The following is a 15,323-nucleotide window of genomic DNA, read 5'->3' as shown; positions in this document are numbered from 1 at the left end:
GGCCTTTGCGTCTTCCGGCCGCCGGCGGCGCCGTCAACTGCATCCCGTTCGCGTGGCGGCCCGTCCAGGCCCTCTCGCCGACGGGCGGATCCAGCCCATTCCCCTTCGCTCGTCGGCCATCCCAGTCCCTTCCGCTCACCGGGGCAGACAGGCAAACTCTCCCCTTCGCTGGCCGCGACGTCCAGACGCTCTCGTGGGTGGGCGTGGGCGAGTGCGGGCACACGCCTCCCGCCGTAAGCCGCTCCGTCCCATCCTCTAACCTCCGCAGGCGAGTCGTCTTACACCGCTGCAGCAATTAGCCGGTCCCGTTCCGCCGATAGATTAATGAAAATACATCTATACCGCCGTCGGTTTGCGGAGGATTGCCGATCGATGTGCCGGGCGGCGCAAAGCATTTCACTTATCCCTGGCGAGCCAAAAAAAGCCGTCTATATCAGAGTGCTATTATGGCCTAATCGGCGCCTGTCGCTTAGCCGTTGCCGTGCTCGCCCAAAGCGCAGCGAGTATGATCGCGCATCGGGCTCGTTTTGTACCCTGCCATTCGCTGTATTTGCCTAAAATGGTCATTAATAATTTCACGCGGGCCGCCATTACCTGACATTATTTATTTGCCGGCGAATTCTTTCTTGCTGGCGTTATTCTATCGAGAGGCATAATACCGCCCAACGTTATGGGGATGACGATCCTGAAAAATAACGCCGGCGGGATGGCGTAACAGGAATTTTCTCATTATACGCCGCTTGGAGTAGTCTTACTCTTGAAAGCCCGCGCGCGGCAATCCTTTTGGCCCGATGATTACCAGGAAAATTATGAGTGAATTACGACGTTTCAAACAAGTCGATGTTTTTTCCGCGGTGCCGCTCAATGGCAACCCGCTGGCGGTCGTAATGGATGCGGATGGCCTGTCTGATGACCAGATGTTGGCTATCGCCCGTTGGACTAATCTGTCAGAAACCACCTTTGTACTGCCGCCCTCAGAGCCACAGGCCGATTATCAGGTGAAAATCTATTCGCCAGCCGGTGAATTGCCTTTTGCCGGCCATCCCACCCTGGGTACCGCTCATGCACTGCTGGAAAACGGCTTTAAACCGAAACTCCCCGGTCATCTGGTGCAGCAGTGCGGCATCGGTAACGTCACAATTGCTATCGCCCGTGACGGTATGCTGGCTTTCGAGGCGCCCAAGGCGACAATGACGCCGCTTTCCGCACAGAGTTATGGATTGTTGGCCGCGGCCGCCGGAGGAGAACCTTCGACGGGCAAGGGGGCGCCAACGGTGGTGGATATGGGCATTCGCTGGTTAATGGTCGAGGTGTCCAGCGCCGACGTCTGCTTAGCGCTGCAACCGCAAGTTACCGCGCTGGCCGAGCTGCTGGCGCAGTGCGGCGCCACCGGCGTTGCCTTTTATGGTCGGCATGCCCCGGCGGGCGATGTCGATTTTGAAATGCGGGCATTTATCATCGAGCACGGCTGCCTGGTGGAAGATCCCGTCACCGGCAGCGCCAACGCTTGTCTTGCGCGGCTGCTGCCGCAGCGTGACTTTGCCGGCAATCCAGCGTTCGCCGAAAGTTATCGGGTACGTCAAGGCACCTGCAGGCAGCGCGACGGGCGGGTGTTTGTGGATTACCTGCGGGCCGAACCCTGGATTGGCGGCTATTCCGCGACGTTAATCGAGGGAAACATCACGCTTTAAGCCGCGCAAACCCGCTGTAGCCTGTATGGCCTGCGCAGAGTTCAGGCCTATCGCGGCCCCATCGCGCTTTGCTCGACATCACGCCCCACCCGCTACGCCGGCGGCGCTTCGTCACCGTCCGGCGCTTGCTGTTGCAGGTCGCGCTCGTTTTTGGCACGCAAGGCCTTCGCGCGGCTTTCCAACCCGAGGTAAAGCACAATCGCCAGCAGCAGCGGTGCGATAAAATAGAGGGCGCGGTAGGCAAGCAGCGCGGCGATAATCGTGCCATGGGAGATAGACTGGCCGTGCAGCATGGCGACAAATACCGCTTCCAGCACGCCAATCCCGGCCGGAATATGGATAATCACCCCGGCAATACTGCTTACCAGCAATACGCCCAGCACCAGCGGGAAGCCCACTTTGTCGTTCAGCAAAATATAAATGATGCCCGCCATGACGATCCAATTAGCAACGGACACCCCCAGTTGCGCTACCGCCATACGTAACGACGGCAGCACCAGTTTTTGCCCGCGAACCGTCCAGCGGCGGCGCTTGGAGAAGGCGCACAAGCCCAGATACGCCAGGATAAATACCAGCAGTCCGACGCCGATTAGCCGCAGCGCCACTTCGCCGATACCCCAGCTGGCCGGTAGCTTGATAACGCCAAAAGCGCACACCAGCCCGGCCAGCAGGATATATCCCAGCCAGTTGGTGGCGATACTCAGGGTAAAAACGCGAGTAATGGCGCTATTGGACAGCCCCAGCCGCGAATACAGCCGGTAGCGCATGCCGATACCGCCCACCCAGGTACTGAGCGTGAGGGTAAAGGCATAGCAAATGAACGACACCAGCATCACCTGGTGCTTGGCCAGTTTGTGGCCGCAGTAAGCGCGCCCGATCAGGTCGTAAACGCCATAAATCAGGTAACTCACCACCACTAAACCAATCGCCGCCAGCATGGCGCCGGGGCTATAATTCTTCAGCGCATGCAGCACGTCGTCCCAGTCCACCTTGCCGGCATACACCACCATCAATACGATCACGGCGATTAAAAACAGCCAGGTAACGACTCTTTTGCCCCAGGTCAGCCAACCGCGCTTAGCGTCGTCGCCGCGCCGGCTGCCGTGACGCTGGTAGGAGGAGGAGCGGCTCATGGTTTCACGCTCCCATTTTCCGTATCGGTACGATCTTGCGTTTCCATTTCCGGCTGCACCGGCGCGGGCACCAGCGCCAGCTTCGGCGTGTGCGCCGGCAGCCAGCCGACCCATGCCGGAAAGTGGCGCAGAAAATGAAACACCAGCACGCTTTTCGCTAAATGCCAATAGGTCTGTCGCGGCACTTTGCTTTCATCCACCCATTGGCAGTCGTTGGCGATAAGTCGGTCAAGGTTATCCCGCAGCTCGCGGTTAAAGGCGCGATCGTGAATAATGACGTTGGCTTCTAGATTGAGCGCCAGACTCAATGGGTCGAGATTGCTCGATCCCACGGTCGCCCAGGCGTCATCTTTCAGCGCCACTTTGGCATGCAGCGGCCGACGGCAGTATTCATAAATTTTCACCCCTTCCGGCACCAGGTAGTGATACAGCATGCGCGCGCCCACCTGGACTATCGGCATGTCCGGTTCACCCTGCACGATCAGTACAACATTGACGCCGCGCCGGGCGGCGTTGCGCATCTCTTTTAGCAGGCGATAGCCGGGGAAAAAATAGGCGTTGGCGATAATCACATCGCGCTTGGCGCTGCGCAGCATTTCCAGATAATGCTGCTCGATATCGGTTGCATGCTCATCGTTATCACGATAAACGAACAGCGCCTGGGCATCACCGGGCCGGCGGTTAGGGGCCGGCGGGCGGGAGCGACGTCCCCACCAATTGCGCTGCTCGTCGCGTTTATACAAGGCACGCAGGCAGTAGCGGTGGATATCCTCTACCACCGGTCCCTCAATCTCCACCGCATAGTCCTGTTTGGCCTGCGGGCCATAATCGCTTAAGTGCTCATGGGAAAAGTTGATGCCGCCGACGAACGCCAAATGGGCATCCACCACCACGATTTTACGGTGCAGGCGGCGAAAGAGATTGGTGCGCATTCCCATAAACGCCGGTCGGGGATCGTAGTAGCGAAAACGGACGCCGGCGCCGGTCATCGCAGCGACGAAATCGTCGGAAAGGTCGGGCGAGCCGTAACCGTCCACCGTCAATTCCACGCGCACGCCGCGCTGCGCAGCGGCAATCAGCACCTGTTGCAGTTCGCGGCCGACTTTATCCTCGAACAGGATAAAGGTTTCCAGCAGCACTTCTTTTTCGGCGGCGTGAATTCGCTCGTGCAGGCGCGGAAAAAACGCTTCGCCGTTTTCCAGAAGCTTAATGCGATTGCCTTCGCGCCACTCCATGTTCATGGTGTCAGGCTTACTCATAAATGGATCTCCACCGCCAGCGGCGCGTGATCGGACAAATGAGACCAGGAACGTTTCGCTAACAGCGTCGGCTGGCTGATACGGACGTTGCGCACATAGATGCGATCCAGCCGCAGCAGGGGAAAACGCGCGGGAAAAGTACGGGCCGGCCGGCCATGGGCTTCGGTAAACACCTCTTTTAACCCCGCGGCGCGGTGCAGAATCGGGCTGGCGCGCTGGCGCCAGTCGTTGAAATCCCCCGCTACCACCACCGGCGCATCGCCGGGCAGCGCGTTGACATGACGGCTCACCTGCCGCAGTTGGGCTTGTCTGTCCTGCTCGCGCAGCCCTAAATGAACGCAAATCATATGCAGCGGGGCGCCCGCGTAACCCGGTACCGCCAGTTCGCAGTGCAGCATACCGCGCTTCTCCTCTCCCGCCACCGAGATATCCACGTTCTGATATCGGCGAATGGGAAAACGGGAGAGTAGCGCGTTACCGTGATCGCCATCGGGGTAGACCGCGTTGCGGCCGTAAGCGAAATCCTCCCATAAACTGTCGGCAAGAAATTCATATTGCGGCACCACGGGCCAATTCTCAAAACGCTTGGCGTGTTTCTCGTTGGCGCCCAGCACCTCCTGCAAAAACACCACGTCCGGCGAGACGGTACGGACGGCTTCCCGCAGCTCGGGCAGAATAAAGCGCCGATTAAAGGCGGCAAAACCTTTATGGGTGTTAATGGTCAGGACCTTGAACGAAAAGCCCTGACCGGCCCGGTTAACCCTGGTGGTCAAATTATCGTCCTGACTTTCAGCTCGAAGCATGTCGCCAAACCCCTAATAAACAGACAACCTCGCGCGTTAGGTCATGCCGCGGCGCGGCACTATGGCCCTTATCAGCGGACATTTTCGTCCTGTCGCTGCCGGGTGAGAAAACGCTCAAGGGAATAGTCGCCCTGCAAGACGGCGCGTAAATCGAACCCCGCGGCGTCCAGCAGACGCACCAGCGCGGAGACGCTCATATCATTGTTGGCCTGTGTCTCCATGCGCGCCACGGTAGTACGTGCCACCCCCGCGCGCTGCGCCAGCATTTCTTGAGATAGACCGGCGTGACGGCGGGCGTGTTTTAACATCGCCGAGATATCAGCAAGTGTCGTCATCGACATATCCGTTTAAACGTCAGTAAATAAGCATGCTTATAATCGTAGCTCCCAAGACACAACTGCGCCACCCGCTGTAGCGCCGGCGCATCCAAGCTACCTCGTGCGCCAGAGCGCCGCCGCGCCTGCCATACCTGCCGCCCGGCACCTGTCGCGCACGCCGCCCAGAGCGCCGACTCCGCCACGACACGCCGCCCGCAGCAGTAACCACGCCGCCGAAATACGGCATCCCGCTGTAGCGCCGGCGCAGCAATGCGGGCGTGGCGCTGTCATAAAAACGTCATCGCGCTTTCGTAGACTCCGGTCAGGTTTAAGACACTAAAATGACAATGGGAGTCCTGTTATTATGCCGCATTCCTCTGGTTCAGCTTCACTTCTCTCTCTGGTAATAAGCGCCGTTCTTCTTGCCGGCGCCGGTATTGCCGCGCCGGCGATGGCCGCGGATGATGTGTTGGCCGATCGCTCGGCCCACGGCGATATCACCCAACCCGGCGGCGCCCGCCGCCTGCAAGGCGATCAGACCGCCGCGCTGGCCGCCGCGCTAAGCAACCGCCAGGCTAAAAACGTCATTTTGCTTATTGGCGACGGCATGGGGGATTCCGAAATCACCGCCGCGCGTAATTATGCTTATGGCGCGGGAAAGATGTTTCCGGGCATAGACGCGCTGCCAATAACCGGTCAGTACACCCATTACTCATTGGATAAGACCAGCCATAAACCGAGTTATGTTACCGATTCCGCCGCATCGGCCACCGCCTGGTCGACCGGCGTCAAAACATACAATGGTGCGCTGGGCGTAGACGTGCGCGGACAAGACCGCCCGACGATTCTGGAAATGGCCAAAGCGGCGGGTAAAGCCACCGGTAACGTGTCCACTGCCGAACTGGAAGATGCCACGCCGGCGGCGCTGGTAGCCCACGTCAGCTCGCGCAAATGTTATGGACCGGAGAAGACCAGCGAGCTTTGCAGCGCCCAGGCGTTGGAAAATAATGGCCGCGGCTCGATTGCGGAGCAATTGCTGGCGGCGCGGGCCGACGTCACCCTGGGGGGCGGCGGCAAGACATTTGCCGAGCAGGCGAAGGCCGGCCAGTGGCAGGGAAAAAGCCTGCGGGAACAGGCCTTGGCGCGGGGTTACCGGCTGGTGGACGATGCTGAGAGTCTGAACGCCGTCACCGTCGCGAATCAGCAGCAACCGCTGCTCGGGCTGTTTGCCGAGGGCAACATGCCGGTACGCTGGCAGGGGCCTAAAGCCGTCTATCACGGTAATGTCGATGGGCAGCCCGTCACCTGTGTCGACAATCCGTCCCGTAGCGCCAGCGTGCCGACGCTGGCGATGATGACCCGCAAGGCCATTGATTTGTTGAAAGTCAATCCGCAGGGCTTTTTCCTGCAGGTGGAGGGCGCGTCCATCGATAAACAGGATCATGCCGCCAATCCTTGCGGCCAGTTCGGCGAAACGGTGGATTTGGATGAGGCGGTACAGCAGGCGTTGGCGTTTGCCCGCGCCGACGGCAATACGCTGGTGGTGGTGACCGCTGACCATGCGCATTCCAGCCAGATTATCGAGGCTGACGCCAAGGCGCCGGGTTTGACACAGGCGCTTATCACCAAAGACGGCGCGGTAATGGCCATCAGCTACGGTAATTCAGAGGACGCTGAATCGCAGGGCCATACTGGAACCCAGTTGCGCATCGCCGCGTACGGTCCCCACGCGGCCAATGTCGCCGGCCTGACTGACCAGACCGATCTGTTTTATACCCTGCGCGATGCCATGGGGTTGAAGTAATTCTGCGCCTTGCCGGCGCGATGGCGTCGAAGTCACCCGCGCCTTCGGGAAATTAGGGTTGAAGTCATCCTAAGCCTCCCGAGGGCCGATGGGTTTGCGGTGAACCCGCATCGCGCCGTCGTAAACCCGCCTTAACCGGCAGCGCGCCGCACAGGCTAGCGCTATCAGGCGCAAGTGGCCCGAACGCGCTGGCTTCTCACTGCTGTACCAGCTGGCGGGCCATGGTATAGCCGGTAAGGTGGAAGGCATTGCTTTCATACAACGCGCGGGCGTGGGGATTATTCGCCGCCACCCGCAGCGCCACCTCGGTACATCCCGCGGCCGCAAGTTCGTTATCCAGCGCCGTCAACGCGGCGCGGCCGTAGCCTCGGCGGCGCCAAGGGGGCAGAATACTGAAATCGCAGATATAAGCCTGCGGTCGATCGCGCAAGCTGACCCACAGATAGCCCACCAGCTCGCCATCGCGCACGATGCACCACAATCGATGGTCGACGGTTTCATGCCCGTCCGGGAGATAATCATGCATTATGCGCGCGGCGTTATCGCGCCCAACATTCAGCGAATAGCCATGGTTGTCGCTGAGATCGCGCGCGTACTCTTCAACTGCGCTAGGCAGATAAACGGCAAACTCCGCCGCGGTCATATCTCGAAGTGTAATCATTTGATATCCGTTGTGCTTAGGAAAAAAAACAGACCTTGCCGGACCGGCGGCGACTGATATGAATGGGTATTGCGCCCCTCATTCCTGGCCTGTGTCGCCGCATTACGGACTGCTGTCCTGCTGCGCCCGCAAGCATCTCGCCTTGCACTTGGCGCTTGGCACTCGGCACTCGGCACTCGGCACTCGGCACTCGGCACTTGGCACTTGGCACTTGGCACTTGGCACTTGGCACTTGGCACTTGGCACCGGCGCGCCATAACGCGATAACGTCGCCAATAACGCTATCCCTGTCACATTCTCAGGCAGGGACGGCGAATAACCGCAATAACATTGCGTGAAAGCAAGTTACGCATCCGTTCATAGGTTCATCATTAGCCTGCAAGCCAATAGTTTCCATAACATATTAACTGAGCTTGCGCTAAACGGTTCAATTTTTGTGAGCAATCAATGGGTGATCGATGAAAACCAATTCCTTTTCCCCGCAGGAGCCGGTCGCAATCAGCCGGCGTAACCTGCTTAAAGGCGGCACCGCGGCCGGCGGTTTATTGCTGGCCAGCCATGCCCTGCCTCTGCCCTTTCGCCAGGCGCACGCCGAGTCCATCGCGCCCGCCGCCGCGCAAGATAACGTTGTCTGGAGCATGTGCTCGGTAAACTGCGGCAGCCGTTGCGCGCTGCGCCTGCACGTGCGGGATGATGAGGTGTATTGGGTGGAAACCGATCACACCGGCGACGACCAGTATGGCGATCATCAGGTGCGCGCTTGCCTGCGCGGCCGCTCTATACGCCGCCGTATGAATCATCCCGACCGCCTGAATTATCCGATGAAGCGGGTCGGCAAGCGTGGCGAAGGTAAATTTGAGCGCATCAGTTGGGATGAAGCGCTGGACACCCTGAGCGCCAATCTAAAGCGGATCGTCAAGGATTACGGCAACGAAGCGGTATTCATTCATTACAGTTCCGGCATTACCGGCGGCAACTTTTGCCGGTCGTCCCCCTCCGGCTCGCTGGTCACCCGGCTGATGAATTGCTATGGCGGATCGCTTGGCCAATACGGTACCTACAGCACCGCGCAAATTGCCGCCGCCATGCCCTATACCTACGGTAGTAATGAAGGCAATAGCACCTCGGACATCGTCAACACCAAATTGGTGGTGATGTTCGGTAATAACCCGGCAGAAACCCGCATGAGCGGCGCCGGCATTACCTATCATTTGGAGCAGGCGCGGGAACGCTCGCAGGCGCGCATGATCGTCATCGACCCACGCTATACCGACACCGCCGCCGGCCGCGAGGATGAGTGGATCCCCATCCGTCCCGGCACCGACGCCGCGCTGGTGAACGCCATCGCTTGGGTTCTCATCACCGAAAATCTGGTGGATCAGGCGTTTCTCGATACTTACTGCATCGGCTATGACGAGAAAACGCTGCCTGCCGGCGCGCCCGCCAACGGGCATTACAAAGCCTATATTCTCGGCGAAGGAGACGATGGCATCGCCAAAACGCCCGCCTGGGCGGAAAAAATCACCACTATCCCGCGCGATCGCATTATCAAGCTGGCGCGGGAAATCGGCAGTACAAAACCGGCCTATATCTGCCAAGGATGGGGGCCGCAGCGACAGGCCAACGGCGAGCAAACCGCGCGCGCCATCGCCATGCTGCCTATCCTTACCGGCAATGTCGGCATCAACGGCGGCAACAGCGGCGCCCGCGAATCCACCTACACCATCACCATCGAACGGCTTCCGGTGGGCACCAACCCGGTGAAAACAAAAATACCGGTGTTTTTGTGGACCGACGCCATCGCCCGCGGCCGGGAATTGACCGCGCTGAAAGATGGCATACAGGGCAAAGATAAACTCGACGTCCCGATTAAGTTTATCTGGAATTATGCCGGCAATACGCTGGTGAATCAGCATTCCGACATCAATCGCACCCACGAGATCCTGCAAAACGATAAGGATTGCGAGATGATCGTGGTCGTTGAAAATTTTATGACCTCGTCGGCGAAGTACGCCGACCTGCTGCTGCCGGATTTGATGACCACCGAGCAGGAAGATATCGTGCCGAATGATTATGCCGGTAACATGGGCTATCTGATTTTTGGCCAGCCGGCGACCAGCGCGAAATTTGAACGCCGCTCCCTCTACTGGATGACCAGCGAGATCGCCCGGCGGCTGGGGGACGATGTCCTGCAGCGGTTCACCGAAGGCCGCAGCCAATCAGAGTGGCTGCATTATCTCTACGATAAAATGCGCGCGCGCGATCCCCAGTTGCCCGACTATGAAACGCTCAAGGCGCAGGGCATTTACAAACGGCGCGATCCCGACGGCCATTTTGTCGCCTACCGCCAATTCCGCGAGGATCCAGCGGGCCATCCGCTAAAAACCCCGTCGGGGAAAATCGAGATCTACTCGGCGCAGCTGGCGGATATCGCCGCCCGTTGGCAGTTGCAACAGGGTGACACCATAACGCCGCTGCCGCAATATGCCTCAAGCTTTGAGGGCTGGGATGACCCGCTACGCACGCGTTTCCCCCTGCAACTGGCGGGATTCCATTATAAAGCGCGAACGCACTCCAGCTACGGCAATATCGATGTTCTCCAGGCCGCTTGCCAGCAGGAAATCTGGATAAATCCCCTCGACGCCCGTTCGCGGCAAATCAAAAACGGCGATTGGGTCAGAGTGTTCAACGACCGCGGCGAAGTCCGCATTATGGCAAAAGTCACGCCGCGCATTTTACCCGGCGTCACCGCCATCGGCCAGGGCGCCTGGCATCAGGCGGATATGAACGGCGATAAGGTGGACCACGGCGGCTGTATTAATACCCTCACCACGCAGCGTCCATCGCCGCTGGCGAAGGGCAATCCGCAGCATACCAATCTTATCCAGATAGAGAAGGCGTAGGGAGTCGGTCATGAGTACTCAATACGGATTTTATGTCGATTCCGAACGTTGCACCGGCTGTAAAACCTGCGAGCTGGCCTGCAAGGATTATAAAAACCTGTCGCCGCAGGTCAGTTTTCGTCGTATTTATGAATATGCCGGCGGCGATTGGCAGCAGGACGGCGACAGTTATCATCAGAATGTCTTCGCCTACTATCTTTCCATCGCCTGTAACCATTGCGAAGACCCGGCCTGCGTGAAAGTCTGCCCAAGCGGCGCCATGCACAAAGGGGAAGATGGGTTTGTGGTGGTCAATGAAGAGATCTGCATCGGCTGTCGTTATTGCCATATGGCTTGCCCTTATGGCGCGCCGCAGTTCGATGCCAACAAGGGCCACATGACCAAGTGCGATGGCTGCCACGAACGGGTGGCGGTAGGGCAAAAACCCATCTGCGTTGACTCTTGCCCCTTACGGGCGCTGGATCTGGCGCCTATCGACCAACTGCGCGCCAAGTACGGTCAGCTGGCGGAAGTCGCCCCGTTGCCGCCGGCACGTTTCACCCGGCCCAATCTGGTGTTAAAGGCCAATAGCAATAGCCGGCCGGTGGGCGATACCACCGGTTATTTGGCAAACCCGCGGGAGGTGTAGCATGGGTAATGGATGGCATGAATGGCCGTTGATGTTTTTCACCGTGGCCGGCCAGTGCGTGATCGGCGGCTATTTGGCGATGGCGGCGCTGCTGCTCGGCGGGCGGTTGTCGGCCGACAGCGGCCGCCGGGTGCGCAGGATGATGTTTTTCCTGTGGGCGCTGATGGGCGTGGGCTTCGCCGCGTCGATGCTGCATTTGGGATCGCCGCTGCGCGCTATGAACGCCCTTAATCGGCTGGGCGCCTCACCCTTGAGCAATGAGATAGCCACCGGTTCGCTGTTTTTCGCCCTGGGGGGGCTTTACTGGCTGCTGGCGGTGCTGAACCGGTTGCCCCTGCGGCTGGATAAACCCTGGCTGGTGGCGATCGCGCTGGCGGGACTGGTATTTCTGTATGCCATGGGCCGGGTGTATTTTATCGATACCGTGCCGACCTGGTACAGCGTCTTTACGCCGCTCGGCTTTGTGCTGACGGTGCTGATAGGCGGGCCGCTGCTCGGCTATCTGCTGCTGCGCGCGGCGGGGATCCCGGACGCCGCCCTGCGCTACCTGCCCTGGGTGAGCGCCCTTGCCCTGCTGGCGAGCCTGTTGGTGGTGATTTTGCAGGCCAGCCAGTTGCCGACGATCCACAGCTCGGTGCAGCAAGCAGCGACGCTTATTCCCGATTATGGCCTGCTGATGGCCGGCCGTCTGGTGCTGCTGGTGCTGGGTCTAGCGTTCTGGCTGTTGCCGCTGCTGCGCGGTAAAACGCCGCCGGTCGGCGGACTGGCGTTCGGAATGCTATGGGTTCTGTGCGGCGAACTCATCGGCCGCGCGGTGTTTTACGGCCTGCATATGACCGTCGGTATGGCGGTTGCCGGTTAAGCGCGCGGGCGGTCGGTGGCTGCCCGCCTTGCCAAGGAGTCGATGATGACTGATTTTTCTCCTGCTCAACGCCGTGATTGTTCGCCGCGGCCGGGGGCGGTTCGCCAGCGCGGCAACGGCGATCTTCGCGCGGCGTCGGCGGATAGCCGCCCGTCCGACGTCGGCGCGGTTACCGTGGATTGCGGTGCGGCTTGCGGCGGCAGAGCAACGGCGCATCGCGGCGCTGCCGGCAACGACGCGGCAACCTCATCTAGCGGCGCTGCCGGCAACGGCGTGAGAACCTCATCTTGCGGCGCTGCCGGCAACGGCGAAGCAGCCCTACATTGCGGCACGTCCGCCAACGGCGAGGCAACCCCATCTTGCGGCGCTGCCGGCAACGGCGATGCAGCCCTACATTGCGGCACGTCCGCCAACGGCGAGGCAACCGCACTTTGCGCTTCACCAGAGGAGGCGCTCCGCACGATAGCGTTTACCGGCCGAACGCTGGGGGCCTTGCTTTATTACTCCCCCGCACGGCCGGAGCAGCAACCGCTGCTGCATGCGCTGGCCGGGGATGCCTGGCTGGAGGAGTGGCCGGCGCTGCCGGGGCTGGCCGAGGCAGGGGCGTTAATGCAACAGGGATTGGTCGCCGACCAGCGCGCAACCCTGGAGCAGGAATTTCAGCGCTTGTTTCTCGGGCCGCACGCGCTACCCGCTCCCCAATGGGGATCGGTTTATCTGGATGAGGAAAGCGTAGTATACGGCGAATCCACGCTGGCGCTGCGGGCCTGGCTACGACAGCGAGGGATCGCTCCCGCTCTGGCGACGAATGAACCGGAAGATCATTGCGGTCTGCTGCTGTTGCTCAGCGCCTGGCTGGCGGAAAACGCCCCGTCCTCGCTGGATACCCTGCTGGAGGAGCATCTTCTGCCTTGGGCGCCGCGTTTTCTGACGCTGCTTTGCGAGGGCACCGTGCACCCTTTTTATCAGGGACTCGGCCGTCTGACGCGGATCACGCTGGCGCACTGGCGCCAATACCGCGGGCTGACCCCGCCGGTGCGCAAGTTATACCGCTAAGCAATTAACGCCCGGCAGGGCTGGATTGAGCGTTATAAAGCGCAGCCTGGAGGTTGAGAACGGCCTGTGTCAGGCATTGGCGGGATTTAGCGTCGGCTCGATCAAGCGCTGGCAGGATCGAGCGGCCGCCACAGTCAATGCCGTTGTGTTAAGCGCCTGCCGATTCTCGCGTTGGCAGGTTCGAGCGCCCGTGCCGGGTCCGGCGCGGTGTGCCGCTCAGGCCAGCTCGGGATAATGGATCAAATCATGGAACCGCACCCGATCCGCATTCGGGTTGTGATAGCTATGCTGGCAGTCGGCTGCAAAACGTATGCCCTGCCCCGCCGTCAAACGATGCGCCACGCCGTCAACCGTCAACGCCAGAACGCCTTCGATTACCGCAACATGCTCTACCACGCCCCTGGCATGCGGTGACGACACGCTGCGCGTCCCAGGGGCCAGATCGACGATGAACATTTCAAATCCCAAGGCCGGATCGAAGGGAAACAGCGACACCACGCGCATACCGCCCCCCGTTTCAAGAAACACCGGCGCTTCGCTGCGCCGGCCGCCCCAGCCGGCAATCCCCTGATCCTCAAGAAACGCCGAAAAGGCGACATTCATTCCGCTGGCAATTTTCCACAGCGTGGCGACGGTGGGGCTGGATTCGCCGCGCTCAATTTGCCCGAGCATCGCTTTGCTCACCCCGGTATGTTGCGCGGCATGTGCCAGGCTCCAGCCGCGCACTTTGCGCATGGTCTTGAGCGTGTGGGCGATCTGTTCGGTTACTCCTTGCATGGGATTCCTTCTGGTTCGAGGTCGGGACGGATACCCGTAGCGGCGCTGAGTGCGGTTGTACCTTGTCGCGCACGATGCTATCTTCACCGGCAGGCTGTGCGTTATAACGCACGATAACTCACTTCCTGCCGGCACGCGCGAGACCCCGGCGCGCACGGCCCCGTTCAACGCCAGGCGTGCGAGCGCGCGCTCAATTTGGAGATCTTATACTATGTCGGCCCGCGCAAGGCTATCCGATCTCTCTTTGTCTGCCGTTATCGCCGGATTTATCGCGGTGTTGGTGGGCTACACCAGTACCGCGGCAATTATTTTTCAGGCAGCGGCGGCGGCCGGCGCTTCGCCGGCGCAAATCGGCGGCTGGCTGACCATGCTCGGCCTGGGGATCGGCATCACGTCTCTCGGATTGTCGCTGTGGTACAAAATGCCGATACTCACCGCCTGGTCAACGCCCGGGGCGGCCCTGCTGGCCACCAGCCTGCCGGGCACGCCTTTGGCGGAGGCAATAGGGGTGTTTATTTTCGCCTCGGGACTGATCCTCTTGTGCGGCGTCACCGGTCTTTTCGCCAGGCTGATGGCGCATATTCCACAGAGCATTGCGGCGGCGATGCTGGCGGGGATACTGCTGCGTTTTGGTCTGGCGGCGTTTGTTTCGCTGCAAAGCCAATTCACTCTAACGTTCGCCATGTGCCTGTGTTTCCTGCTCGCCCGTCGGCTGCTGCCGCGTTTCGCCGTGTTGCTAGCGCTAGCGGCGGGTTTGGCGGTGGCGGCCTGGCAGGGCGACATTACGATGGGCGCGCAACCGCTGCACATAGCCACCCCGCAATGGATAACGCCGCGTTTTAACTTTACCTCGTTAATGGGCATCGCCCTGCCGTTTTTTATCGTCACCATGGCCTCGCAGAACGCGCCGGGCGTCGCGACGCTACAGGCCGCCGGCTACCCTGCGCCGGTATCACCGCTCGTCGCCTGGACCGCGCTGGCATCGCTAGTGCTGGCGCCCTTTGGCGGCTTTTCCATCTGTATTGCCGCCATCAGCGCCGCCGTCTGCCTTAGCCCGGAGGCGCACCCCGATCCGGCCCGGCGCTACATGGCGGCCGCGGCGGCCGGCGGATTTTATCTGCTTACCGGCCTGTTTGGCGGATCCATCGGCCAGCTTTTCAGCGCGCTGCCGGCTCCGCTCATCCATACCCTCGCCGGCCTGGCGCTGCTCGGCACCATCGCCGGCAGCCTGCACCGCGCGCTTCAGGACGAAGAGCACCGTGATGCGGCCATCATCACCTTTTTGGTCACGGCCTCCGGTATCACCCTGCTCGGCATCGGCGCGGCGTTCTGGGGCCTGATGGCGGGCATCGCGGTCTGGGGAATACAGTTGCTGCCCACGCGGCGCCGGCGCAGCGTGTAACGCTAACGCATCCCGGCGCCCGCGGCT

General features: G+C 60.5%; 13 protein-coding genes. 7 read left to right on the top strand and 6 right to left on the bottom strand.

The features are described from left to right. The first annotated feature begins 809 nt into the window (after nucleotides 1-809). Complete coding sequence (locus SANT_RS02920; RefSeq protein ID WP_025420805.1) at nucleotides 810-1,691, top strand: PhzF family phenazine biosynthesis protein; 882 nt, start codon at nucleotides 810-812, stop codon at nucleotides 1,689-1,691. Between the two features lie 92 nt (nucleotides 1,692-1,783). On the opposite strand, the gene SANT_RS02915 is transcribed toward SANT_RS02920, so the two are convergent. The 4 genes from SANT_RS02915 to SANT_RS02900 all read right to left on the bottom strand — a co-directional run bounded on the left by SANT_RS02915 (nucleotide 1,784) and on the right by SANT_RS02900 (nucleotide 5,221). Then, the gene (locus tag SANT_RS02915; protein WP_025420804.1) at nucleotides 1,784-2,824 is read right to left on the bottom strand and encodes a lysylphosphatidylglycerol synthase domain-containing protein; all 1,041 of its coding nucleotides are present in this window, start codon (nucleotides 2,822-2,824) and stop codon (nucleotides 1,784-1,786) included. Continuing rightward, complete coding sequence (clsB, locus tag SANT_RS02910; protein WP_025420803.1) at nucleotides 2,821-4,065, bottom strand: cardiolipin synthase ClsB; 1,245 nt, start codon at nucleotides 4,063-4,065, stop codon at nucleotides 2,821-2,823. Before clsB ends, SANT_RS02915 begins: the two co-directional genes overlap by 4 nt. 14 nt (nucleotides 4,066-4,079) lie before the next feature. Beyond that, nucleotides 4,080-4,886 carry an endonuclease/exonuclease/phosphatase family protein gene (locus SANT_RS02905; protein ID WP_051440085.1) on the bottom strand — a complete coding sequence of 269 codons (807 nt, stop codon included), beginning with the start codon at nucleotides 4,884-4,886 and terminating at the stop codon, nucleotides 4,080-4,082. Between the two features lie 71 nt (nucleotides 4,887-4,957). Next, nucleotides 4,958-5,221: a helix-turn-helix domain-containing protein gene (locus tag SANT_RS02900; RefSeq protein ID WP_025420801.1), complete on the bottom strand. Its 264-nt coding sequence runs from the start codon at nucleotides 5,219-5,221 to the stop codon at nucleotides 4,958-4,960. A gap of 346 nt (nucleotides 5,222-5,567) precedes the next feature. On the opposite strand from SANT_RS02900, the gene phoA reads away from it, so the two are divergent. Then, the gene (gene phoA, locus SANT_RS02895; RefSeq protein WP_038668147.1) at nucleotides 5,568-7,007 is read left to right on the top strand and encodes an alkaline phosphatase; all 1,440 of its coding nucleotides are present in this window, start codon (nucleotides 5,568-5,570) and stop codon (nucleotides 7,005-7,007) included. A gap of 196 nt (nucleotides 7,008-7,203) precedes the next feature. On the opposite strand, the gene SANT_RS02890 is transcribed toward phoA, so the two are convergent. Further along, nucleotides 7,204-7,668, bottom strand: a complete 465-nt coding sequence (locus SANT_RS02890; protein ID WP_025420799.1) for a GNAT family N-acetyltransferase — start codon at nucleotides 7,666-7,668, stop codon at nucleotides 7,204-7,206. Between the two features lie 458 nt (nucleotides 7,669-8,126). Between SANT_RS02890 and SANT_RS02885 the strand changes: the two genes are divergently transcribed. From SANT_RS02885 to dmsD, 4 genes are read left to right on the top strand one after another with little or no spacing between them, the layout of a single operon-like run. Continuing rightward, a complete protein-coding gene (locus SANT_RS02885; RefSeq protein ID WP_025420798.1) occupies nucleotides 8,127-10,571 on the top strand; it encodes a DmsA/YnfE/YnfF family dimethyl sulfoxide reductase in 2,445 nt (814 codons plus the stop codon). A gap of 10 nt (nucleotides 10,572-10,581) precedes the next feature. Continuing rightward, the gene (locus tag SANT_RS02880; protein WP_025420797.1) at nucleotides 10,582-11,199 is read left to right on the top strand and encodes a DMSO/selenate family reductase complex B subunit; all 618 of its coding nucleotides are present in this window, start codon (nucleotides 10,582-10,584) and stop codon (nucleotides 11,197-11,199) included. Nucleotide 11,200: 1 nt separating this feature from the next. Beyond that, complete coding sequence (locus tag SANT_RS02875; protein ID WP_025420796.1) at nucleotides 11,201-12,061, top strand: DmsC/YnfH family molybdoenzyme membrane anchor subunit; 861 nt, start codon at nucleotides 11,201-11,203, stop codon at nucleotides 12,059-12,061. A 42-nt stretch (nucleotides 12,062-12,103) separates the two neighbouring features. After that, nucleotides 12,104-13,117 (top strand): Tat proofreading chaperone DmsD, encoded by a 1,014-nt coding sequence (dmsD, locus tag SANT_RS24835; RefSeq protein ID WP_335328935.1) that lies wholly within the window; start codon nucleotides 12,104-12,106, stop codon nucleotides 13,115-13,117. A 216-nt stretch (nucleotides 13,118-13,333) separates the two neighbouring features. Here dmsD and SANT_RS02865 read toward each other — a convergent pair whose 3' ends face one another. After that, nucleotides 13,334-13,894, bottom strand: coding sequence for a helix-turn-helix domain-containing protein (locus SANT_RS02865; RefSeq protein ID WP_025420794.1), 561 nt, complete (start codon nucleotides 13,892-13,894; stop codon nucleotides 13,334-13,336). Between the two features lie 211 nt (nucleotides 13,895-14,105). Between SANT_RS02865 and SANT_RS02860 the strand changes: the two genes are divergently transcribed. Beyond that, nucleotides 14,106-15,296 carry a benzoate/H(+) symporter BenE family transporter gene (locus SANT_RS02860; protein WP_025420793.1) on the top strand — a complete coding sequence of 397 codons (1,191 nt, stop codon included), beginning with the start codon at nucleotides 14,106-14,108 and terminating at the stop codon, nucleotides 15,294-15,296. Nucleotides 15,297-15,323 lie beyond the last annotated feature (27 nt).

This window comes from Sodalis praecaptivus (assembly GCF_000517425.1).
In the GTDB taxonomy this organism is placed as follows: domain Bacteria; phylum Pseudomonadota; class Gammaproteobacteria; order Enterobacterales; family Enterobacteriaceae; genus Sodalis_A; species Sodalis_A praecaptivus.
This window is presented reverse-complemented; position numbering and strand designations above follow the sequence as displayed.